The sequence below is a fragment of the Phyllobacterium sp. T2-21 genome (assembly GCF_055378485.1).
Genome location: NZ_AP027915.1, coordinates 98,899 through 121,280, shown reverse-complemented (window position 1 = coordinate 121,280; position 22,382 = coordinate 98,899). Strand labels below are relative to the sequence as shown.

The window sequence follows — 22,382 nt, the reverse complement described above, 5'->3', positions numbered from 1 at the left end:
GAATCGTTCCAAATCATTGGCATTGCCTGATATTTCCAATGGTTTTATGCCAATCGAATGACGTTTCAACCGCAGATGAATACCAAGATAAACGGCTTTTCCGTCGTCGGGGGCTTGCAGCAGCGCGCCTGGGACGGTGTTGTCGCCGATCTATTCAGCGTGAATTGCGCGCCCGATGCCAGCGGTCAGTATGAGGCGAGGGATCCCCGGCTCTTCATCGTTCTCGACGGTCTGAACACCGGCACGTTCAACGTGCGGCTGGACCCGCAGAGCAAGGATCTCGGCAGCGATGGCGTTGCCAATCCGATGTGCTATGTCCCGGCGGGAATGCCGCTCTGGTCCCGCCTCCGCGAGGTCAAGCATATCCGCCACATCGATCTGCACTTCAACGTCCAAACACTGGTCAAACGCTTTGGCGACGGGATTGATCTTGGCGCGGTCACGCGGCCGCGCCTGATGTTTTCCGATCCGCGCATTCTGGCGCTGGCCAATCTCATGGCGGGGGAGTGTGCCAATCCCGATCCGCTGCACCCGCTCTATGGCGAGAGCCTGGCAATCTCGGTCTTCACGCTGCTGTTCGACATCAAGGCCAAAGCAGAGCGCAAGCGCAGCAAACTTGCGCCCTGGCAGCTGCGCCGTGTCACCAACTATCTCGGTGACAACTGGATGCGTGCGGTCCGCTTGCAGGAACTGGCTGATCTGACCGGATTGTCGCAATCGCATTTCAGTCATGCCTTCAAAGCTTCGACCGGCATGCCGCCGCACCAGTGGCAGATGCGCGCGCGCGTGCGCCGCATCGAAGAAATGCTGCTGCGGACCGGCCACAGTCTCAACCACATCGCGGAGCTCGCAGGCTTTGCCGATCAGGCGCATTTCACCCGCGTGTTCCGCCAGCACACCGGCCTTACGCCGGCCGCCTGGCAACGCAGCCGGAAATAAGCATTACCGCCAGGCGACTTTAGCCCAAAAACATTCAACGGCCGTGATTTCGGACAAGACCCGCATTTATAGTTGAGTTAAATAGTCATAATATTTCAGGCATACGATGATATTGGCGCGGGCGCAGCGGCGTGCGGTGTCATTGTTCTTTGGGGTTTTTGGGGCGACACATGACAAGACACAACCGGACACGGCGGGCAGGACTTCTGTTTGCCGGCACAACCCTCAGCATTGCGCTTCTGCCAATCGCAGCCATGGCGGAAGAATCCATCGTCCTCAAGGAAATCGTCATCGATGGCGGCAACGGCACGGCGACCGGACCGGTCAACGGCTACGTCGCCAAGAAGACCACCGCCGGTTCGAAATCCGCCCTGCCGATCACCGCCATTCCCCAGTCCGTTTCCGTGGTTGGCCAGCAGGAACTGCAGGATCGCGGTGTCAAGAAAGTCGATGAAGCTCTGCGCTATACCGCAGGCATCACCGCAGCGCCCTTCGGCGAAGACCCCGATACGGACTGGATTTTCATTCGTGGCTTCCAGGCCACGCAAAGCGGCGTTTTCCTCGATGGCCTGCCGCTCTTCGGTTATGGCTTCGGCGGATTCCAGATCGATCCCTTCATGCTTGAGCGGGTTGAAGTCCTCAAGGGCCCCGCTTCGGTTCTCTATGGTGGTGCCAATCCCGGCGGCATCGTCAATATGGTGAGCAAACGTCCGGAAAAGGATCGCTTCGGCCGGATCGAGACGGGTGTCAACCAATATGGCAATGCCTATCTCGGCGTCGATGTCGGCGACAAGCTCGATGAAAACGGCGTCTGGACCTACCGCTTCACCGGTCGGATCGCAGGCGGCGAACAGCAGACGGATTTCGCCAAGGATTTCCGCGGCTCGCTGATGCCGCAGATCACCTATGCGCCATCAGCCGACACAAAAGTCACCGTGTTCGGCCAGTTCTCCGCCCTCGACCAGACCCATGCGGGCGGCGGGTTCCTGCCTTATTATGGCACCGTCAAGGACGCGGCATTCGGCAAGATCAGCCGCAAGGCGAACTTCACCGAACCAGGTATTGATGACGGCCAGAACCGCCAATATCTGTTTGGCTACGAAGCGGAACACACATTCGACAATGGCTGGAAGCTCAGCCAGAATGTGCGCTACGGCCATCAGAACAAGAAGGAAACCAGCCCCTATCCCTATGGCTATGTTGATCCCGCCTTCCCCTATGGCGGCGGTCTGAAGCCGACAACACCGGACAATCTCCTGTACCGGATCGGCTTCAACCACGATACGAAGGTCGACACGTTCCTGATGGACAACCGGGCCGAGAAGCAATTCACCACCGGCGCGCTCGAACACAATTTCCTGTTCGGTGTCGACTACAAATATTTCAAGATCGACCAGGTGCAGGCATCGGGCGGTGCAACGCCGATCAGCGCCAGCAATCCGGTCTATGGTGCCCCGCAGGGCCCGACCAGCGTCTATCTCGATCAGGTTTTGAAGATGAACCAGATTGGCGTCTACACGCAGGATCAGGTGCGGTTCGGCGATGGCTGGCTGGTGACCCTGAACGGCCGCTATGACTACGTCAACATCGCGTCGGATTCCGCCGAAGGCCCGTTCTTCCCGCTTGGCCCGACCTATGACTACAACAAGAGCGCCGTCAGCGGCCGCGTCGGGCTGGGCTATGAATTCTCCAACGGCGTGACGCCCTATGTCAGCGCGGCAACCTTCTTCAATCCGGTGATTGGCGTCACCCTTGGCGAGCCGCTGAAGCCGGAAGAGGGCTATCAGTTCGAAGCGGGTGTCAAATACGCCCCGGATTTCGTTGACGGCTTGCTGACGGCATCCGTGTTCCAGATCACCAAGCAGAATGCGCTTTCACGCATTCCCGGCACCTTTATCGACACGCAGCTGGGCGAGGTCAAATCGACCGGGTTGGAACTGGAAGGCAAGGTCAATATCGACCAGAACTGGAAGGCCCTGGCATCGCTGACCGTGCTCGATATGGAGATCACCAAGGACGAGGACTCGGCATTGATCGGCAACTGGCCGACAATCGTCCCGAAAGTGTCCGCCGCGTTCTGGCTGGATTACACGGTTGACCAGGGACCGCTGCAAGGCGTCAATCTCGGGGCAGGGGTCCGCTATCAGGGTGAGTCCTACGCCAACAAGGCCAACACGCTGAAGGTTCCCGGCGCCGCCTTGTTCGATGCAGCCATCCGCTACGAGAAGGACAGCTGGGGCGTCGCCCTCAATGTCACCAATCTTTTCGACAAGGCCTATGTCAAGGGCTGCGACGGCGAGGCGGTCTGCGGTTATGGCGACGGCCGGACGATCACGCTTTCAGCCCACACCAAATGGTAGTTGCACAGCCCTTGTAGAAAACTGCCCATCCGGACACCCGCCATGCATGTCGCATGGCGGGTGTTTTGTTTGATGGGCCTCCTGACTTGTTTTGTCAGGAGATGGTTTGAAAACCAGTTTGGATCACCATATAAGGAAAACCATTCTTCCAATGACGGTTCAGGCCTCCTGTTTCATTCTACCGGAGACGTCGCAACCGAAAATTCCGTCCGGATAGACCTCATGTCCTCAGCCATATCTGTTTCCAATCTGCATAAAACCTATGATTCCGGGTTTGAAGCACTCAAGAACATCAATCTCGACATTCATCACGGTGAAATCTTTGCCTTGCTCGGGCCCAACGGCGCCGGCAAGACGACGCTGATCAGCACCATCTGCGGCATTGTCAATCCGACATCCGGCACGATCCTTGCCGATGGGCATGACATCCAGAAGGAATATCGTGCGGCGCGCACCAAGATCGGCCTGGTGCCGCAGGAATTGACGACTGATGCCTTCGAGACGGTATGGAACACGGTGAGTTTCAGCCGCGGTCTGTTCGGAAAGCCGTCCAAACCCAGCCATGTCGAGAAGATCCTGAAAGACCTTTCGCTCTGGGACAAGAAAGACAACAAGATCATCACCTTGTCCGGCGGCATGAAGCGCCGCGTCATGATTGCCAAGGCTCTGTCGCACGAACCGGAGATCCTGTTCCTCGATGAACCGACCGCCGGTGTCGACGTCGAGCTGCGCCGCGACATGTGGAATGTGGTCCGTGCGTTGCGCGAGTCCGGCGTGACCATCATCCTGACGACCCATTACATCGAGGAAGCCGAACAGATGGCCGACCGCATCGGCGTCATCAGCAAAGGCGAGATCATCCTGGTCGAAGAAAAGCACGAACTGATGCGCTCGCTGGGAAAGAAGCAGTTGCGCCTGCATTTGCAGGAAGAGCATTCGGCCGTACCCGACACCTTGGCCAAGTACGGGCTCGAACTGGCCGCCAGCGGCAGCGAGCTGATCTACAGCTACGATGCGCATGAGGACAAAACCGGCATTGCCTCCCTGCTCAAGGATCTGGACAAGGCAGGCATCGGGTTCAACGACATTCAGACGAAGCAAAGCTCTCTCGAGGAAATCTTCGTCAATCTGGTGAGGGAACGCAAATGAACCTTTACGCGATCCGTGCGATCTATCTCTTTGAAATGCATCGCACTTGGCGCACGATCATGCAGAGCATCATCTCGCCTGTCATTTCCACCAGCCTGTACTTTGTCGTCTTCGGTTCGGCCATTGGCGGGCGCATTCCCGAGATCAATGGCGTCAGCTACGGTGCGTTCATCGTACCGGGACTGGTCATGCTGTCGCTGCTGACGCAGAGCATTTCCAACGCGTCCTTCGGTATCTACTTTCCCAAATTCACCGGGACGATCTACGAGTTGCTGTCGGCACCGGTGTCCTATTTCGAGATTGTCATCGCCTATGTCGGCGCGGCGGCGTCGAAGTCAATCATTCTCGGCGTGATCATTCTGGCAACAGCCGCCTTGTTCGTGCCGATGCGGATCGAGCATCCCTTTGTCATGGTGCTGTTTCTCGTGCTCACCGCGGTGACATTCAGTCTGTTCGGCTTCATCATCGGCATATGGGCCGACGGCTTTGAAAAGCTGCAGCTGGTGCCGCTGATGATCGTCACGCCGCTGACGTTCCTGGGCGGCAGCTTCTACTCCATCGACATGCTTCCGCCGTTCTGGCGCACGGTCACCCTGTTCAATCCGGTCGTTTATCTCATCAGCGGCTTTCGCTGGAGTTTTTACGGCTTGTCTGACGTGCACATCGGAACCAGTCTTGCCATGACATTGGTGTTCCTCATCGTCTGCATTCTGATTGTGCGCTGGATGTTCAAAACGGGGTACAGGCTGAAAAGCTAGGCCTATTCTTCCCAGCGCTGGAAGGGATCGCGATCATCCGTCGTATGATTGCGCTCCTCGGCGCAAAGGAAGGCCGCCGGGATTTCTTCCGGCTTCAGCACGGCAAGGCGGTCCGGATCAGGCTCGACGACATCTGCCGGGCCGCTTGGCAAAACAGGCTGCTTGAACAACACCTTTACAGTTGGCCCCATACGCATTCCCCGTGTCCCGCACGCATAAGCTCTGGCGAAGGCCTGCATGATGCAGGAAACACCCGCCGGGAGTCGAGTCCCTTCAGTGCCCCCAGAATCCGTAGACAACGAGTGCCACGAACAGGGTGACAAACGCGGCAAAGGCGATGTGCAATTTCACCAGAACGCTCTTGGTCCCCGATATTCTGGCCTGCAACGGCCGCGTCTTTTCCGGACGGGACCGCAGCCGCATCCGCGCCAGCATGTCGTCCAGGGCCTTGCACCCATCCAGTTCATCCTCATGCGAGGCGATGAAGCGAAACAGAGCGGCATCAAACAGGAGGTAGCCGGTAAGCAACAGGGTGATGAGCCCGCCCATCATCATCAGGGGCCACAGGCCGGCAAGCACAGCGCCGCCCTTGTCGGCGATGAGCGACGTTGCCACCATAAGAACGCAGGTCAGGACCCCATAGGTCACTGCGCGATGTCGCAAACGGTGAGCAAATTCCGCAGCATCTTCCTCCATGGCAATTCCTTCCTCCGGCCCTGAACGCATGGCATTCTATGGCCAATCGGGAGCGGCCACAATCGGAGCCTTGATCGATCGGTCCGGCACGCAAGATGGCTTGGCTCCGGCCTCCCGCAGTTTCCATTGCTTCTGGAAAACATGCCTGACGGCGCCCGTCACGGTTGTGCAACATATCTTTCTGCACTAGGCCCTACCCAGCGATCCGATCAATTTTGAGGGAAATGCCACTCTTCCCATGCTGGCGCCCAATTTCTGCAGCACCACAGGGAGCAACAAGGCCGACAGGCCCTATCGTTCAGGCCACTTGCCTGAGCGGACGTCAAGAAGAAGAAAAGGAAAATAACAAAATGCCAGGATTCCGTTTTGCCATTGCGGCTGTGATGACCGTGTTCATGGCCTTCTCGATCTCCGCCTGTTCGGACAACGAGGCCACCCAGCGCAAGGCATTCATCGACTTTCTGCAGACGCGCATTGTCGACAAGAAGGGCGTGAGCGTCCCGCAATTGACCACGGAAGAAACCAAGTCTCTTGGCAGCTATGCAGCACAATACAAGATCATCACCGATTTTCATGCGGCGATGAACGAAAAGATCAGCAAACCCATGGAAGCCCTTGCTGCCAAAGGCGCAATCACTTCCATCGACGATGCCATGAACCGCAAGGATGATATCAAGGCCGCCTATGCCGGCCTCAGCACGCTGCGCACGACCATGGATGAAGAACAGAGCGTCGCCGACAGGGCCCATGCGGCGCTGAAGCAGCCGGAAGACCTCAAGCCCGTCTTTGACAAGGCCTATGAAAAGACCGTGAGCAATCTCGCCAACACCTACAAGGAAATTTTTCCGGCCACGAGCGAGACCTTCGACATCCTCCTGAAGGTTGTCGATTTCGTCGATCAGAACAAGGACAAGATCACCATCTCCGGCTCGATGTTCGAAGTGTCGGATCCCACCATCCAGGCGCAGTTGAACATCCTGCTCGATCAGGTCAATGCCAAGGGGCAGGCGATGTCCGACGCGCAGCGGAAAATGCGCGCGGCCATCTACGGAAACTAGCCGACCCGGCCCCGCGCGGCGACAGGGGTAATGTCGACAACCTCGTCGCCTGATATCAGCACCACCCTGTCGAACAAATTGGAGACCACGCAGGCGTGATTGGGAATGATGCGGACCCGGTCACCGATCTGCGGCTTGGGTTTGCACGCCGACACGTCGATCGTCCCGTGCTCCTCGCTGAGCGAGGTGATCACCGCATCGGGAAATTCGACAATCCGCCCGAACCCTTCCATGCCGAACGTATCGCTCGACAGCGATTTTGAGCCAGCATCGATGACCGCGCGATTGTCCGTCGGGCGGCTGACCACGGTTGCCAGAACGGTGAGGGCGCAATCGTCCCAGGTGCCGGCATTCTTTGCCACCTGAAACCGGTCCATATAGATATATGTGCCGGGCCGATGTTCGGTGGCCGCCGTCACCTCGTGAGCGCGCCACATATCGGGCGAACCGCCGTTGGAGATGATGCGCGGATCAAGTCCCGCATCGGCCGCTTTCTGCTTTGCCGTTGCCAGCCATGCCTGGTTCTCCAGCACGCCACCCGCTTTCGGATAGGTCATGAAACCGGCGAAGCGAAGACCGTCGGCGGCGTCGATCACCTTCGCCAGCGCAACCGCGTCATCGGGTGTCTGCACGCCGCAGCGGCCCATGCCCGTATCGCATTCCACCAGAACCTCGAGCGGCTTCGCCGAACCGGCAAAGGCCGCGGCAAGACCGCCGACGGTTGCGGCGCTGTCCGCCGTCACCGCAAGCGTGATGCGTCCGTGCAGGACAACGAGCCGGTCGAGCTTGGCTTTGCCGATGATATTGTAGGGAATGAAAATGTCGGTCAAACCGGCATCGGCCATCACCTCGGCCTCGCCCAGCTTCTGGCAGGTGATGCCGACAGCGCCAAGTTCCACCTGCCGTTTGGCAAAACGCGGCAGCTTGTGCGTCTTGATATGCGGGCGCACGCGCAGCCCATGCGCATCGGCATAGGCCTGGAAGCGTTGCAGGTTGGCATCAGCCCGGTCCACATCGATCAGGACGGCAGGCGTATCAAGGTCGGACAGTTTCAATTCTCAGTCTCCAAGCGGAAGGTTGGGTGCATCGCTCTTTTGCATGCCCTGAAGATTCTTGATCCGGCGCATGCGTTCCACTGCGGGCGCGCCGATTTTTTCCGCCACGCTCATGGCCAGCATATCGGTGAGGGCAAGCAGGGCATAGCGGGCGGGTGAGGGCCGGTAGACATTCGTGCCTTCTTCGATGTGAAAAGGCAAGACCAGTTGCGCCGCGGCCGCGAGGGACGACTTGGCCGCCGTGAAGGCAATTGTCTTTGCCCCGTAGCGCCCGGCAATGGTCACCGCGTCGATGACCGGCTTGACCTCGCCGGACAGGGAATAGGCGACGATGACCGTATCCCTGTTGCTGGTAGCAGCGGTCATCTGCTGCATTTCGCCATCGATATGGGAGGAGGCCGGAAGACCCAACCGGAACAACCGGTTTTCGAGCTCGGTCGCGGCCATCGACGAGGCGCCGCCCGACCCGTAGGCACGAACCATGCCGGCACCGGCAACGATAGCCGCAGCGCGGTCGAGACTTGCCCGGTCGATGAGATTGGTCACCGTTTCAATCGCACTGACGGCACTGGTTGCTATGATGGACGGAATGCCATGGCTCGCCGAACCATCGGCGGCATTGACCGAGATGAACCGCCCGGCAACCGCCAGCGACTGGGCAAGCCCCACCTTGAAATCACGGGTGCCTTCGAAGCCGAGCGAGCGGCAGAAACGGGTAATCGTCGGCTCGCTGACCCCGGCCTTTTCCGCCAGCTTTTCGATGGACGCATGGGTGGCAAAATCCGCATCAGCCAGAACGGCGGCCGCCACCCTTTGATCGGAGCGCTGGCCATTCTCGGCGATCTCACGCAACCGGGCAACAATGTCAAAAAGCGGCGAAGCCATGTCAGATCCGATTTCCGGTTTTCCCGTCGAAGACGTGCACCTTGCCGGGATCAACCGTCAACATCATCTGGCTGCCCGGTTCCGGCGTAATGCGGTCACGGAACACCGCGCGCACATCCACGCCGGCAATCGTGCCGAAAAGATGCGTTTCCGAGCCGGTCGGCTCGATCACGGCAACTTTATAAGGGAAACCCTGACCGCTAGCCGCCAGGCGGTAATGTTCCGGACGGATGCCCACCTCAATCGGCTGACCGGAAGCGGCCGTCGTATCGCCAACCGGGATCGCGAAACCATCCGATGTCCGCATGCGTACCATCCCGTCACCCCGCTCCAGCATACCGGGAATGAAGCTCATGGCGGGCGAGCCAAGGAAACCGGCGACGAATTTGTTGGCGGGCTGGTCATAGAGTTCGAGCGGCGAGCCGATCTGTTCGATGCGGCCGCCATTCATCACCACGATCCGGTCCGCCATGGTCATGGCCTCGATCTGGTCGTGCGTCACATAGACGATGGTTGTCTTGAGCTGCTGATGCAGCGCCTTGATTTCCGTGCGCATCTGCACGCGCAGCTTGGCATCCAGATTGGACAGCGGTTCATCGAACAGGAACAGGTCGGGTTCCCGCACGATGGTCCGGCCCATGGCAACGCGCTGGCGCTGGCCGCCCGAAAGCTGGCGCGGCAGGCGGTCGAGATAGTTGTGCAGGTTGAGCGTTTCCGCTGCCTTGTTCACCTTGGCATCGATAACGCTTCCGGCTTCCCGCCGGATTTTCGGGCCAAAGCCGATATTCTTGCGCGTCGTCATATGCGGGAACAGCGCATAGCTCTGGAAGACCATTGAAATATTGCGCTGCTGCGGCGCGAGGCCATTGGTCAGGCGATCGCCGATCCATAGCTCTCCCGAAGAAATATCGTCGAGACCGGCAATCATGCGCAGAAGCGTGGACTTGCCGCAGCCGGAAGGGCCGATGAGAACGAGGAACTCGCCGTCACGCACCTCAAGATCGATGCCATGCAGAACGCTCATGGCTCCATAGGATTTGACGAGTTGTTTGATCTGAAGTCCGGCCATGTCAGTCTTCTCCCGCAAGAACGTCGTTGATGAAGCGCAGATTGCCTGACGTCAACCCGGCATCCACGGCCAGCGCCGTGCCTGTTATTCCAGATGCTGCCGAGGAAGCCAGAAACAGGGCGGCATGTGCCACTTCTTCCGGTGTCACCATGCGCCCGAGCGGATAGTGCGGCAAGACTTTCGCCAGGAGCTCCGGCTGACTGGCGAGGCGATGATCCCATGCGGGTGTGCGCACCGAGCCGGGGCAGACCGCATTGGCACGGATGCCATACCGTCCACGCTCCACGGCCAGCGCCTTAACATAGGAGATAAGCCCGGCCTTGGCAGCCGAATAGGCCGGGTTGCCGAAATGCGAGAGGCCATTGACCGAGGATATGAACACCACATTGCCGCCGCCGCGTCTGGCCATGGCATCGACGACCGGCGCCGTCACATGAAAGGCACCATTCAGGTTGATCGCAATCTCGCGATCCCAGACGTCGCCATCCACCTGATCCAGTGTTTCGCCGCGGGTGAAGCCGGCATTGTTGACCAGCACGTCAGGCGCACCGTTCTCGCCGATGAAATCACCGACGGCCTTTGCGATGCCGGCGCGGTCCGTGAGTTCAAAAACAAGACGATGGGCGAGGGGCAGGTTTTCCAATGCCGCGTCCGTCCTGTCGGCGCCAGAGACGACGGCCCCCGCAGCGGTGAAGGCTGCAATCAATGCCTGACCGATACCGCCTCCGGCACCGGTGATCAGCACCTGCCTGCCTTTTAGTCCATAGAAATCATGCAAATTGGGTGAGGTCATTGCGCGTTCATCTGTTCCCGTATCATTGGCCCGCTTCTGCGGACAATCTCTCGCGGATTCTACCGCCTGTTGCTCAGCTAATGGCGATGCGTGAAAAAAAGCAACATAAAAATACATCAAACCGATGCAAAATTCGCTTGCATGAAATTAAATTACATTTGAAGATAGAGAGGCTGGTTGGAAGAAGCGGCTTGCGGGAGGCGAAGGAGCCTACCCGCCGAAGACGGTTCGCGGACACAAACAAACGCCGTGTGACTGCGGCGATAACAAGGGGAATGACAATGACGTTCAAACAGAAACTATGCCTTCTTGCCGGAGCAAGCATCGTTGCCTTCAGCAGCAGCGCCTTTGCCGCAAGCACCGTGCGTGTCACCATCGCCGAATACAGCAAGGGCACGGGCCCTTACTTCCAGGAAGCGGCCAAGGCGTTTGAAGCCGCCAATCCCGATGTCAAAATCCAGATCGAGGTCGTGCCGTGGGACAGCCTGCAGCAGAAGCTGACCACCGATATCTCGGCCGGGGCCAATGCCGATCTTTCCATCATCGGCACACGCTGGCTGCTCGACTACGTGTCGGAAGGCATCGTTGCGCCGCTTGACGAGCACATCAAACCGGACTTCAAGGCCCGCTTCATCGACACGTTCCTGACGCCGTCCGTCATGAACGGCAAGGTCTACGGCCTGCCGGTCGCCGCCTCGGCGCGCGCGATGTACTACAACAAGGACATTTTCGCCAAGGCCGGTATCAGCGCGCCGCCCGCGACGTGGGCCGACTTCAAGACCGATGCGGAAAAGATCAAGAAGCTCGGCGGCGAGACCTATGGTTTCGGTCTGCAGGGCAAGGAAATCGAGACGGACGTCTATTTCTACTACGGCATGTGGTCGAATGGCGGCGAAATCGTCAAGGGCGGCAAATCCGGCCTCGATTCAAAGGCGGCCATCGACACCGCCAAGCTTTACAAGAGCTTCATTGATGAAGGCCTGACCCAGCCGGGCGTGACCTCCTATTCGCGTGAAGACGTGCAGAACCTGTTCAAGCAGGGCAAGGTGGCAACGGTCATCACCGCACCGTTCCTCTCGGGCCAGATCAAGACCGAAGCGCCGAAGCTCAACTATGGCGTGGCACCCATCCCGGCGGGTCCGGGCGGCGACAAGGGCACCTATGGTGTGACCGACTCCATTGTTCTGTTCGAGAATTCCAAGAACAAGGAAGCGGCCTGGAAGTTCCTTGACTTCATCTTCACCAAGGAACAGCGCACCAAGTTCGACAAGATCGAAGGCTTCCTGCCGGTCAACGCGGAAGAGGCAAAGGATCCTTATTTCGCTGACAATGCCGATCTGAAGGTCTTCACCTCGCTGCTGCCGAATGCCCGGTTTGCGCCGGTCATTCCGGGCTGGGAGGACATCGCCAAGACAACCTCCAATGCCGTGCAGAAGATCTATCTTGGCCAGGGCGAGGCTGAGGCAACGCTGAAGGAAGCGGCTGCCAAGATCAACGCGACGCTGAAATAAGCCGGCCGCGGGAGAGTGGCGCCAGCCGCTTTCCCGCTCCGTCCTTCAGACGCCATATTCTCCGGTCCCATATTCTCCGGTCAAGGAACGCACGCTTATGCAACGGGCAACGGCCCCCTATTTTCTCATCCTGCCCAGCTTCATTCTGGCAGCCGCCATCATCCTCTGGCCGCTGAAGGAGATCGTCTCGCTGTCGCTGCACGACGTGAACCGTTTCGGCGTGCTGCGCGAATTCGTCGGGCTTGAGCATTTCCGCGTGCTGTTCGCCGATCCGGATTTCATCGCCGCCACCTGGCGCACGCTGGTATGGACCGTTTGCGTCGTGCTCGGCACGCTGATCGTATCGGTCCCCATCGCGCTGATTCTCAACGAGGATTTCTACGGGCGCGGCATTGCCCGCATCCTCATCATGCTGCCGTGGGCGATCTCGCTGACCATGACCGCCGTGGTCTGGCGCTGGGCTCTCAACGGCGAAAGCGGCATGCTGAATTCGGCGCTGCGTGATCTTGGCCTGATCGGCAGCAATATCCAGTGGCTGGCCGAGGCGTCCACCGCCTTTCCGATGCAGATCCTGATTGGCATCCTCGTGTCAGTGCCGTTTACGGTGACCATTTTCCTCGGCGGCCTGTCCTCGGTTCCCGATGATCTCTATGAGGCGGCGGCCACGGAAGGGGCAGGGCGCTGGGACCAGTTCCGCCTGATCACGCTTCCCCTGTTGCGGCCCTTCATCAACATCGCGTTCGTGCTCAACACGATCTACGTCTTCAACTCTTTCCCGATCATCTGGGTGACCACACAGGGCGGGCCTGCCAATTCGACCCACATTCTCGTGACCTATCTCTACGAGCTCGGCTTCCGCCTGGGGCGCCTCGGCGAGGCAGCGGCGATCTCGCTGATCATGTTCGCCATCCTTCTGGTCTTCACGCTCATCTATGTGCGGCTGGCCATGCGCGAGGAGAAGGCATGATGAACAGCAAGCTCAAGCGCTCCCTCCTGTTCTGGCTGTTCCTGTCGCCGATCGTGGTGGTGATCCTCTTCCCCTATGTCGTCATGACGATCACCTCGCTCAAATCGGCAACGGAGGTGCTCAACCCAACCTGGTGGCCGGAAGAGCTGCACTGGCAGAACTTTTCGGAGATGTGGCAGACCTCCGGCATTGCGTCGGCGCTCGCCAATTCGCTCTACGTATCGACGCTGTCGACCCTGCTGACCATCGTCGTCTCCATTCCCGCCGCCTATGCCCTCAGCCGTTACCAGTTTGCCGGCCGCAACGCCTACCGGCAATTTCTGCTCGTCTCGCAGATGCTGTCGCCCATCGTGCTGGTCATCGGCCTGTTCCGGCTCGTGGCCAATGCCGGGATGATCGACAACCTGAATGTGCTTGTCATCATCTACACCGGCTTCAACATCGCCTTCTGCGTGTGGATGCTGCAGAGCTATTTCTCCACCATCCCGCGCGATCTCGAAGAAGCCGCATGGATGGAAGGGGCAAATCGCTGGCGCACGCTGCGCAGCGTCTTCCTGCCGCTCGCCGTCCCGGCAATGGTCGTCACCGCCATCTTCACCTTCATCAATGCCTGGAACGAGTTCGTCATCGCGCTCACCATGCTGCGCAAGGAAGAGAACTACACCCTGCCGATCCGCGTGCTGTCGCTTGTCGCTGGCCGCTACACGGTCGACTGGCACTACGTCATGGCTGCGGCATTTGTGGCATCCGTTCCAGTCGCCATTCTCTTTGCGTGGCTGCAGCGCTATCTGGTGCGCGGGCTTTCCATCGGCGCCGTCAAGTAACCAAGCACAGGAATTGAACATCATGACAAAACAGCATTTCGGATCATCGCATGTGCCGCTGTCACCGGCCGTCCGCGCCGGGGATTTCATCTACATTTCCGGCCAGGTCCCGGTCGGCGCCGATGGCACCGTCATCACAGGCGGCATCGAAGCGCAGACAAAGCAAGTGATGGAGAACATCAAGGCGGCACTCGCGCTCGCCGGCGCAGATTTGTCCGATGTGGTGAAGACCTTCGTCATTCTCGAAGATGCGCGCGAGTTTTCCGCCTTCAACAAGACCTACGCGACCTATTTCCCGCAGAACCCGCCAGCCCGCACCACGATTGAATCGCGCCTGATGATCGACATCAAGATCGAAATCGAAGCCATTGCCTACAAGCCCCTCTGATACATAAAGAACAGGCATTTCCATGCGCATCTTCACCGCCTCCTTCGCGACGGAAACCAATACGTTTTCGCCGGTTCCAACCGACCGCGCCAGTTTTGAAATGGCCTTCTATGCGGGTCCCGGCGAACACCCGGAAACACCGACGCTGTGCTCGGCGCCCATGGTGGTTCTGCGCCGCCGCGCACGGGAGGAGGGCTTTGAACTCATCGAGGGCACCGCGACCTGGGCCGAACCCGGCGGGCTTTTGCAGCAGCGGGCCTACGAGGAACTGCGCGACGAAATTCTCGGCCAACTGCAAGCTGCCTTGCCTGTCGACGCGGTCATTCTTGGCCTGCACGGGGCCATGGTCGCCCAGGGCTATGATGATTGCGAAGGCGATCTGCTCGAGCGCATCCGCGCGATTGTCGGCCCTGACGTTCTCATTGCATCGGAACTTGATCCGCACAGCCATCTGACACGCAAACGCGTGGAAAATTCCAACATTCTCGCCGCCTTCCTTGAATTCCCGCATACGGACTTCTACGAGCGCGGCGAGCACGTGGTCGATCTCGCGCTGCGCACGCTGCGCGGCGAGATCAAGCCGGTCATCTCCACCTTCGATTGTCGCATGATCGGTGTTTTCCCGACCAGCCGCGAACCGATGCGTTCCTTCGTCGACCGTATTCAAGCCTTGCAGGGCAAGAACAACATTCTCTCCATCTCGCTGATCCATGGCTTCATGGCGGGCGACGTGCCGGAACTCGGCACACAGGTCATGGTCGTCACCGACAATGATGCACCGCGTGGCGAGGCATTGGCTGAATCCCTCGGCATGGAAATTTTCGGCATGCGCGGCCGCACCGCCATGCCGATGCTCGATACGGAAGCCGGGCTCGATAAAGCTGTGGCTCTGGCTGCGCAGAAGACCGGAAAGCCGGTGGTTGTCGCCGATGTCTGGGACAATCCGGGCGGCGGTGTTGCCGGTGACGGCACGCTGATCCTGCGCCGCATCATCGAGCGCGGCATCGATAATGTGGCGGTGGCAACGATCTGGGATCCGATTGCCGTCACGTTCTGTCTCGCAGCCGGCGAGGGCGCGCGGATTCAGCTGCGCTTCGGCGGCAAGGCCGGCCCCGATGGCGGTGCGCCGCTGGATGCCCGGGTGGAAGTCGTGAAGGCCGTGCAGGAAGGCTGGCAGAGTTTTGGCAAAAGCCGGGTCACCCTTGGACCGGCCGCCGTCATTCGTCTCGAAGGCACGGATATCGAGGTCATCCTCAATACCAATCGCACCCAGACATTCGAGCCTGACATTTTTTCCAATCTTGGCATCGAACCCGCTGCCAAGGATATCCTGCTGGTCAAGTCGACCAACCATTTCCATGCGGGTTTCGAGCCGGTCGCAGCCGAGATCATCTATATCGATGCGGGCGCGCCCTATCCGTCGAACCCGAAGAAGACCGACTACCGGAAATTGTCCCGCGAAATCTGGCCGCGGGTCGACATGCCGTTCTGACCGGCCTGCAACCTGCTGCTACCGGCCCTGCCGGTAGTAGGCTTCCAGCGCCGCCAATCCCGTCTTCAGTTCTTTGGCGCCGCGTTCGCCGAGCCTGGCAAACAGCTCGGTCTCATAATCGTGCGCCATCGTCGCCAGATGCTGATACGCCTTGCGTCCCGCCGGCGTCAGTTCCAGATGTTCCGTGCGGCGGTCGGCGTCATCGCGCTTGCGCTTGAGCCAATGGCGCTGCTCCAGTGAAAACACCGCCCGGCTGACCTTTGTCTTGTGCATGGATGAATGCGCACCAATGGCCGTCGCCGACAGCGCCCCGAACTGGCCGAGTGTTGCCAGCGTGCGCCATTCCGGCCGCGTCAGGCCATATTCATCACGGTACTGGCTGGCAAAGCGCTGGCTGATCGCCTCCGCTGCCTTGTTCAGCCGGTAGGGAATGAAATCCTCCAGCACCAGCGGCGGCATCGCCGCCTCGTTCTGTTTCCCGGTCATTTGATCTCCTTTGCCGTTGATAGTTACAAAAAAGATCGTCACAAATGCAACTAAATAGATCGGGAGGATTGATCATGACCCTTCACTATATGCCGGGCTTCGGCAATGACTTTGAAACCGAATCGCTCCCCGGCGCGCTGCCGCAGGGGCAGAACTCGCCGCAGCGCTGTGCCTATGGTCTCTACGCGGAACAGCTGTCCGGCTCCCCCTTCACCGCGCCGCGCGGCATCAATGAACGCTCCTGGCTGTACCGCATCCGGCCGTCGGTCAAACATTCGGGACGTTTCACGCCCGCGTCGCGCAAGGAGTGGAAGACTGCGCCGAATCTTGACGATCACGAGCTGCCCATCGGCCAGCTGCGCTGGAACCCGACACCCATGCCGCAGGAGCCGGTGAATTTCATCGACGGCATCCGCACCATGACCACGGCAGGCGACGTGCACGGCCAGACCGGCATGGCCGCCCATGTCTATGCGTTCAACCGCGACATGGAGGATGACTACTTCTTCAATGCCGATGGCGAAATGCTGCTGGTACCGGAAAAGGGCCGCCTGCGGGTATTCACCGAGATGGGCATCATCGAGATCGAGCCCTCGGAAATCTGCATCATCCCGCGCGGCATGGTGTTCAAGGTCGCTGCCCTTGACGGCGAAGCCCGCGGCTATATCTGCGAAAACTACGGGGCGAAATTCGCGCTGCCGGATCGCGGACCGATCGGCGCCAATTGCCTCGCCAACCCGCGCGATTTCAAGACTCCCGTTGCCGCCTATGAGGACAAGGAAACCCCGTGCCGCCTGCATGTGAAATGGTGCGGCAAGTTCTATCGGACGGATCTCGGCCATTCCCCGCTCGACGTGGTGGCATGGCATGGCAATTACGCGCCGTATAAGTACGACCTGCGCACCTTTTCGCCGGTGGGTGCCATCCTCTTCGACCATCCCGACCCGTCGATCTTTACGGTACTGACCGCGCCATCCGGCGAGGAAGGCACCGCCAATGTGGATTTCGTCATTTTCCCGCCGCGCTGGCTGGTTGCCGAACACAGCTTCCGCCCGCCATGGTACCATCGCAACATCATGTCGGAATTCATGGGATTGGTTTATGGTCAGTACGACGCCAAGGAGGAGGGGTTCGTTCCGGGAGGCATGAGCCTGCACAACATGATGCTGCCGCACGGGCCGGATACGATGGGCTTCAACAAGGCATCTACCGTGGAACTGAAACCGCACAAGCTGGAGAATACCCTGGCCTTCATGTTCGAAACCCGTTTCCCGCAGCATCTCACGCGGTTTGCGGCGGAACTGGACTCGCTGCAGGACAATTATGCCGATTGCTGGACGGACCTGAAGAAGCGGTTCAACGGCACACCCGAAGGAGACTGGTCCGAATGAAACTTGCATCTTTGAACAATGGAACGCGGGACGGCAGGCTCGTCATCGTGTCCAGGGATTTGACCCGTTTCACCGATGCGTCGTTTCTCACCCCCACGTTACAATCGGCACTCGACAACTGGGCGCGTATTGCCCCGCATCTGGATGCGCTGGCCGAAAGCCTCGACCACGGGGCCGTCCCTTCCGAGCGCTTTCACGAACATGAGGCGCTGTCACCGTTGCCGCGCGCCTTTCAATGGGCGGATGGATCGGCCTACGTCAACCATGTCGAACTGGTACGCAAGGCCCGCGGGGCGGAGATGCCCGAGAGCTTCTGGACCGATCCGCTGATCTATCAGGGGGGCTCCGACAGCTTTCTCAGCCCCCGCGCGCCGATCGTCATGGCCGACGAAGCCTATGGCATCGACATGGAAGGCGAAGTGGCTGTCATCGTCGACGATGTGCCTATGGGTGCGACGCCCGATCAGGCACGCAACGCCATCCGCCTCATCATGCTGGTCAACGATGTCAGCCTGCGCGGGCTGATCCCGGCGGAACTCGCCAAAGGTTTCGGTTTCTTCCAGTCGAAACCGTCTTCGGCTTTCTCGCCGGTTGCGGTCACGCCTGATGAACTCGGCGAGGCGTGGGACGGCGGCAAGGTGCATCTGCCGCTCAGTGTCGACTACAATGGCAAGCCGTTCGGCCGGGCCAATGCGGGCCTCGACATGACCTTCGATTTCCCGGTTCTGATTGCCCACGCGGCCAAAACCCGCCCGCTATCGGCGGGTACGATCATCGGTTCCGGTACCGTTTCCAACAAGCTGGATGGCGGACCGGGCAAACCCGTCGCGGAGGGCGGGGCGGGCTATTCCTGCATCGCGGAAATCCGCATGATCGAGACGATCAATCACGGTGCCCCGAAGACGGCATTCATGCAGTTTGGCGACACGGTGCGCATTGAAATGAAAGACGATGCCGGCCATTCCGTTTTCGGCGCTATCGAGCAGCAGGTAACACGCTATCAAACGGACGCCGAGTGATGAACGGGCTCGTCCTCTTTGATTATTGGCGCTCGTCGGCAAGCTACCGGGTGCGGATTGCCCTGCAAAGCCTCAAGCTGAACTATGAAACCGTTCCGGTTAATCTGCTGAAGGGCGAGCACAAACAACCGGACAATCTGAGCCGCAACCCGCAAGGCCTCGTTCCGACGCTGGCCATGGACGGCAGGATGATGACACAGTCTCTGGCCATCATCGAATATCTCGATGAGATTTACCCCGATGCGGCGTTTCTGCCTCCCGATCCGGCAGGCAGGCAACGCGTGCGGGCGCTGTCCTATGCCATTGCCATGGATATTCACCCGGTCTGCAATATGGGCGTGACCGCGCATGTCATGGATATCACCGGGGGCGGCGATGCCGCGCGCGGCGCCTGGATGCAGAAGTTCATCGCGCAAGGACTGGAAGCCTTCGAACGGCTCCTCGACAATCCGGATACCGGCAAGTTCTGCCATGGCGACAAGCCGGGCATGGCCGATTTCTGTCTTGTGCCGCAGGTCTACAATGCCCGCCGCTGGGGCGCTGATATCTCAGGGTTGAAACGGGTCAACGCCGTCTCCAGTCGCTGCGAAAAACTCAAGGCCTTCGTGGCAGCACATCCGGATAAAGCCAAGCCTGACGTATAGACATTGTTGACACATCAAGCGGAACTCGTCATTGTATCGACAATGATGATACAAGGAGTTGACCATGCGTGTGACCGTGAAGAAATGGGGGAACAGTGCTTCGGTGCGCATCCCGGCCGCTGTCATGGTTGCGGCGCGGCTGCAACTCGACACGGTGGTTGATGTGCGTGAAGAAGATGGCCTGATCATCATCGAGCCGGTCCGTCAGGCCGAATATGACCTGGATCAGCTGATCGAGGGCGTCACATCCGAGAACATGCATTCCGAAGCCGACTTTGGCACTGCCGTCGGCAAGGAATCCTTTTGATGCCGGCCTACGTACCCGATGCCGGCGACATCGTGTGGCTGCATTTCAATCCCCAGGCTGGTCATGAACAGGCCGGACATCGTCCCGCCGTCGTGCTCAGCCCTGCCAGTTATAACGGCAAGACCGGCCTCATGCTGTGCTGCCCCATGACCACGCAGATCAAGGGGTATCCGTTCGAAGTGCTGATCGCAGGTGACCGGCCAGGCGTAGTCCTCGCCGATCAGGTCAAGAGTCTCGACTGGCGCGTTCGACGCGCAATGCACAAGGGTAGCGTGTCGGCAGCAGAACTTGCCGAAATCCGCAGCAAGGCCGCCGCGCTGATCGGCAAGCGTTAGAGGCAACGCCTATTCGGCTTCTACACGGCCTTCCGGCCAGATGCGAGCGACGTCGATTTTCAGAGCGGCGATCCCGTTAAAAGCATCCTCCATGCTCATGTTCAGAACATCAGCAGCATGGTGCAATTCCTTGCCATCCTGGAGCCGGTTTACAACCCATCCAAGTTTGCGTTCGATGTCCTGACCATAGGCCTTTGTGGTCTTTTGGACAGCTGCATCGGGAATAGATCCATAACGTCGAACCAACATTCCAAGGTCGATCGCATCACGATATGCAATCGACCGGTCGTGGCAACGATCCGCGTTCGCCAGAAGCTTTTCGGCAAACATGTCCGCGACAACAAGCGTGGGGATGCCGATCTGCTCATCGAAATGGCCCTGCACATCAATGCGCGCCTCGCGGATAATTTCAAACTTGATGGTCTGACCATGCAACAGCAAGGCAGCCCGCAGGCCATACTGGTCAATCTTGAAGCTGCGCAAGGATTCAACCGGTTCCGGGAAAAACGCCCGAATTCCCTTCTCCACTGCCGCTGAACGCAGCTCACGGTATCCATCCGCATCGGAGCAGAGAAAATCGACATCAAGCGATTGCCTGTATTCGCCAAGCTTGAGAACGATTGCCGTGCCACCACCAAACCAGCAATGATTGGCAAACAGGAACGCATGATCCATCAGCCCGAGCGCTTCAATGATGACGCGATGTTCCTGCCTCTTGAGTTCCCGCATGACTTTCCGATCACATTTTTCAGTCCTGCACTATGCAGGAACCGCTATGGATGGAAAAGTCAGGAAATCAGCAATACACCATTACCGAAAACCCGCGTCAGCTCCCGAATGAGTTTGGCTTCACGGGTGGTCAGGTGCTCGGCATCGACAAAGCGCCAGTTGCGCTCATAAAGTTCAAACACTTCTTCGGCGGGGATTGGACGTGCAGCGTCCCTGTTCCACGCGAGCAATTTCAGCTCGGGGAAATCAGCGGGAACAATAGGGGCTACAAAAGCTGCAGTCATCATGCACTCAATATAGTGCACAACGAACCCGATTTATAGCCCGCTCCGTTGTGCGTTATTCCGCAGCAGCGACCTTGATCACGCCACGGCGGATCTGGTCTTCTTCGATCGACTCGAACAGAGCGCGGAAATTGCCCTCGCCAAAGCCTTCATCGCCCTTGCGCTGGATGAACTCGAAGAAGATTGGGCCGATGACGGTCTTGGAGAAGATCTGCAGCAGGATTTTTGTCATGCCGCCGTCGATCACGCCTTCGCCGTCGATGAGAATGCCGTGCTTCTTCATCCGCTCGATCGGTTCATCGTGGCAATGCACACGCTCATGCGACATGTCGTAATAGGTCTCGGGCGGGCCGGGCATGAATTTGAGTCCATTGTCCGCGAGCTTGTCCGTCGCGTCGTAGATGGCTTCCGTCCCGACGGCGATGTGCTGGATGCCTTCGCCCTTGTACTTGCGCAGATATTCCTCGATCTGGCTCTTGTCATCCGTCGATTCATTCAACGGAATGCGGATCTTGCCGCAGGGGGAGGTGATGGCGCGGGAAACGAGGCCCGTCAGCTTGCCGGCGATGTCGAAGAAGTGAATCTGCTTGAAGCCGAACAGTTCCCGGTAGAACGCCCACCACTTGTCCATGTTGCCGCGATAGACATTATGGGTCAGGTGATCGAGATAATAGAAACCGACACCTTCCGGTTTCGGGTCGCGTTCGCCCAGCCACTCGAACTCGTCCTCATAGACCGAGCCTTTCTCGCCATACTTTTCGATAAAATAGAGCATCGATCCGCCGATACCGACAATGGCGGGAACATTGATGGTCTTGTCATCGCCGGTATAGGGTGTCGCACCCTTGGCAACCGCATGATCGAAGGCATGCTTGGCATCGACCACGCGCCAGGCCATGGATGGCGCACACGGGCCATGCTCACCGACGAATTTCGTCGCATGGGAATTGGGTTCAGCATTGAGGATGTAGTTGATGTCGCCCTGACGCCACAACGTTATGTTCTTGGTGCGATGCCGGGCAACGGGCTTGTAGCCCATGCGGGTGAAGAGCTCTTCCAGCTTTTCCGGCTCCGGATGCGAGAACTCGACAAACTCGAAACCATCCGTCCCGGCAGGATTTTCCTTGCTGATCGTGGCGACCGGTGCGTCGTGCGGAAATGGGCCCATGGCATCCTCCTCTGATTATCCGCATTATCGCGCAAATGGCATGCAAAGTGTTTGCATTTCAGCGCTCCGCGGAGG

The 22,382-nt window shown here is 59.0% G+C and carries 25 protein-coding genes; 15 read left to right on the top strand and 10 right to left on the bottom strand.

The features are described from left to right. Positions 1-57: 57 nt before the first annotated feature. The 4 genes from ACZ5FP_RS22720 (at position 58) to ACZ5FP_RS22705 (ending at position 5,206) form a co-directional block, all read left to right on the top strand. Complete coding sequence (locus tag ACZ5FP_RS22720; protein WP_464664744.1) at positions 58-939, top strand: helix-turn-helix domain-containing protein; 882 nt, start codon at positions 58-60, stop codon at positions 937-939. A 170-nt stretch (positions 940-1,109) separates the two neighbouring features. After that, complete coding sequence (locus tag ACZ5FP_RS22715; RefSeq protein WP_464664743.1) at positions 1,110-3,299, top strand: TonB-dependent siderophore receptor; 2,190 nt, start codon at positions 1,110-1,112, stop codon at positions 3,297-3,299. Positions 3,300-3,521: 222 nt separating this feature from the next. After that, positions 3,522-4,448 carry an ABC transporter ATP-binding protein gene (locus ACZ5FP_RS22710; RefSeq protein WP_346306191.1) on the top strand — a complete coding sequence of 309 codons (927 nt, stop codon included), beginning with the start codon at positions 3,522-3,524 and terminating at the stop codon, positions 4,446-4,448. Then, entirely contained in the window at positions 4,445-5,206 is a 762-nt protein-coding gene (locus ACZ5FP_RS22705; RefSeq protein WP_223614639.1) for an ABC transporter permease, read from the top strand. Before ACZ5FP_RS22710 ends, ACZ5FP_RS22705 begins: the two co-directional genes overlap by 4 nt. A gap of 2 nt (positions 5,207-5,208) precedes the next feature. Here ACZ5FP_RS22705 and ACZ5FP_RS22700 read toward each other — a convergent pair whose 3' ends face one another. Both ACZ5FP_RS22700 and ACZ5FP_RS22695 read right to left on the bottom strand, forming a co-directional pair. Further along, complete coding sequence (locus ACZ5FP_RS22700) at positions 5,209-5,403, bottom strand: hypothetical protein (RefSeq protein ID WP_464664742.1); 195 nt, start codon at positions 5,401-5,403, stop codon at positions 5,209-5,211. Between the two features lie 76 nt (positions 5,404-5,479). Beyond that, a complete protein-coding gene (locus tag ACZ5FP_RS22695; protein ID WP_464664741.1) occupies positions 5,480-5,902 on the bottom strand; it encodes a hypothetical protein in 423 nt (140 codons plus the stop codon). Between the two features lie 350 nt (positions 5,903-6,252). Here ACZ5FP_RS22695 and ACZ5FP_RS22690 point away from each other — a divergent pair, with 350 nt between their 5' ends. Continuing rightward, positions 6,253-6,960, top strand: a complete 708-nt coding sequence (locus ACZ5FP_RS22690; protein WP_463012737.1) for a DUF3053 family protein — start codon at positions 6,253-6,255, stop codon at positions 6,958-6,960. Here ACZ5FP_RS22690 and ACZ5FP_RS22685 read toward each other — a convergent pair. The 4 genes from ACZ5FP_RS22685 to ACZ5FP_RS22670 are packed head-to-tail and all read right to left on the bottom strand — an operon-like array spanning position 6,957 to position 10,762. Further along, entirely contained in the window at positions 6,957-8,015 is a 1,059-nt protein-coding gene (locus ACZ5FP_RS22685; protein WP_464664740.1) for a D-TA family PLP-dependent enzyme, read from the bottom strand. The genes ACZ5FP_RS22690 and ACZ5FP_RS22685 overlap by 4 nt on opposite strands. Positions 8,016-8,018: 3 nt before the next feature. Next, positions 8,019-8,900, bottom strand: a complete 882-nt coding sequence (locus ACZ5FP_RS22680; RefSeq protein ID WP_346306186.1) for a MurR/RpiR family transcriptional regulator — start codon at positions 8,898-8,900, stop codon at positions 8,019-8,021. A gap of 1 nt (position 8,901) precedes the next feature. Continuing rightward, the gene (locus tag ACZ5FP_RS22675) at positions 8,902-9,969 is read right to left on the bottom strand and encodes an ABC transporter ATP-binding protein (protein WP_464664739.1); all 1,068 of its coding nucleotides are present in this window, start codon (positions 9,967-9,969) and stop codon (positions 8,902-8,904) included. 1 nt (position 9,970) lies between these two features. After that, positions 9,971-10,762: an SDR family oxidoreductase gene (locus ACZ5FP_RS22670; RefSeq protein WP_464664738.1), complete on the bottom strand. Its 792-nt coding sequence runs from the start codon at positions 10,760-10,762 to the stop codon at positions 9,971-9,973. 281 nt (positions 10,763-11,043) lie between these two features. On the opposite strand from ACZ5FP_RS22670, the gene ACZ5FP_RS22665 reads away from it, so the two are divergent. The 5 genes from ACZ5FP_RS22665 to ACZ5FP_RS22645 all read left to right on the top strand — a co-directional run bounded on the left by ACZ5FP_RS22665 (position 11,044) and on the right by ACZ5FP_RS22645 (position 15,944). Continuing rightward, the gene (locus tag ACZ5FP_RS22665) at positions 11,044-12,273 is read left to right on the top strand and encodes an ABC transporter substrate-binding protein (protein ID WP_403181714.1); all 1,230 of its coding nucleotides are present in this window, start codon (positions 11,044-11,046) and stop codon (positions 12,271-12,273) included. Positions 12,274-12,370: 97 nt separating this feature from the next. Beyond that, positions 12,371-13,240: a carbohydrate ABC transporter permease gene (locus ACZ5FP_RS22660; protein WP_464664737.1), complete on the top strand. Its 870-nt coding sequence runs from the start codon at positions 12,371-12,373 to the stop codon at positions 13,238-13,240. Then, complete coding sequence (locus ACZ5FP_RS22655) at positions 13,237-14,064, top strand: carbohydrate ABC transporter permease (RefSeq protein WP_288192171.1); 828 nt, start codon at positions 13,237-13,239, stop codon at positions 14,062-14,064. The genes ACZ5FP_RS22660 and ACZ5FP_RS22655 overlap by 4 nt, the downstream gene beginning before the upstream one ends. Positions 14,065-14,083: 19 nt before the next feature. Continuing rightward, complete coding sequence (locus ACZ5FP_RS22650) at positions 14,084-14,452, top strand: RidA family protein (RefSeq protein WP_464664871.1); 369 nt, start codon at positions 14,084-14,086, stop codon at positions 14,450-14,452. A gap of 22 nt (positions 14,453-14,474) precedes the next feature. Beyond that, a complete protein-coding gene (locus ACZ5FP_RS22645) occupies positions 14,475-15,944 on the top strand; it encodes a M81 family metallopeptidase (protein WP_464664736.1) in 1,470 nt (489 codons plus the stop codon). An 18-nt stretch (positions 15,945-15,962) separates the two neighbouring features. Here ACZ5FP_RS22645 and ACZ5FP_RS22640 read toward each other — a convergent pair whose 3' ends face one another. After that, the gene (locus ACZ5FP_RS22640; RefSeq protein WP_464664735.1) at positions 15,963-16,430 is read right to left on the bottom strand and encodes a MarR family winged helix-turn-helix transcriptional regulator; all 468 of its coding nucleotides are present in this window, start codon (positions 16,428-16,430) and stop codon (positions 15,963-15,965) included. A 74-nt stretch (positions 16,431-16,504) separates the two neighbouring features. Between ACZ5FP_RS22640 and hmgA the strand changes: the two genes are divergently transcribed. From hmgA to mazF, 5 genes are all read left to right on the top strand, one after another. Then, on the top strand, positions 16,505-17,821 hold the full coding sequence (hmgA, locus tag ACZ5FP_RS22635) for a homogentisate 1,2-dioxygenase (RefSeq protein WP_464664734.1): 1,317 nt from the start codon (positions 16,505-16,507) through the stop codon (positions 17,819-17,821). Beyond that, positions 17,818-18,840 carry a fumarylacetoacetate hydrolase family protein gene (locus ACZ5FP_RS22630; RefSeq protein ID WP_464664733.1) on the top strand — a complete coding sequence of 341 codons (1,023 nt, stop codon included), beginning with the start codon at positions 17,818-17,820 and terminating at the stop codon, positions 18,838-18,840. Before hmgA ends, ACZ5FP_RS22630 begins: the two co-directional genes overlap by 4 nt. After that, positions 18,840-19,484: a maleylacetoacetate isomerase gene (maiA, locus tag ACZ5FP_RS22625; protein ID WP_464664732.1), complete on the top strand. Its 645-nt coding sequence runs from the start codon at positions 18,840-18,842 to the stop codon at positions 19,482-19,484. The genes ACZ5FP_RS22630 and maiA overlap by 1 nt, the downstream gene beginning before the upstream one ends. Before the next feature lie 64 nt (positions 19,485-19,548). Further along, complete coding sequence (locus tag ACZ5FP_RS22620) at positions 19,549-19,791, top strand: AbrB/MazE/SpoVT family DNA-binding domain-containing protein (RefSeq protein ID WP_223614623.1); 243 nt, start codon at positions 19,549-19,551, stop codon at positions 19,789-19,791. Beyond that, a complete protein-coding gene (mazF, locus tag ACZ5FP_RS22615; RefSeq protein ID WP_223614622.1) occupies positions 19,791-20,126 on the top strand; it encodes an endoribonuclease MazF in 336 nt (111 codons plus the stop codon). Before ACZ5FP_RS22620 ends, mazF begins: the two co-directional genes overlap by 1 nt. Before the next feature lie 9 nt (positions 20,127-20,135). Here mazF and ACZ5FP_RS22610 read toward each other — a convergent pair whose 3' ends face one another. From ACZ5FP_RS22610 to hppD, 3 genes are all read right to left on the bottom strand, one after another. Beyond that, complete coding sequence (locus tag ACZ5FP_RS22610; protein ID WP_464664731.1) at positions 20,136-20,801, bottom strand: nucleotidyl transferase AbiEii/AbiGii toxin family protein; 666 nt, start codon at positions 20,799-20,801, stop codon at positions 20,136-20,138. 113 nt (positions 20,802-20,914) lie between these two features. Then, positions 20,915-21,139, bottom strand: a complete 225-nt coding sequence (locus ACZ5FP_RS22605; protein ID WP_464664870.1) for a hypothetical protein — start codon at positions 21,137-21,139, stop codon at positions 20,915-20,917. Between the two features lie 55 nt (positions 21,140-21,194). Next, on the bottom strand, positions 21,195-22,307 hold the full coding sequence (gene hppD / locus ACZ5FP_RS22600) for a 4-hydroxyphenylpyruvate dioxygenase (protein WP_464664730.1): 1,113 nt from the start codon (positions 22,305-22,307) through the stop codon (positions 21,195-21,197). Between the last annotated feature and the right edge of the window lie 75 nt (positions 22,308-22,382).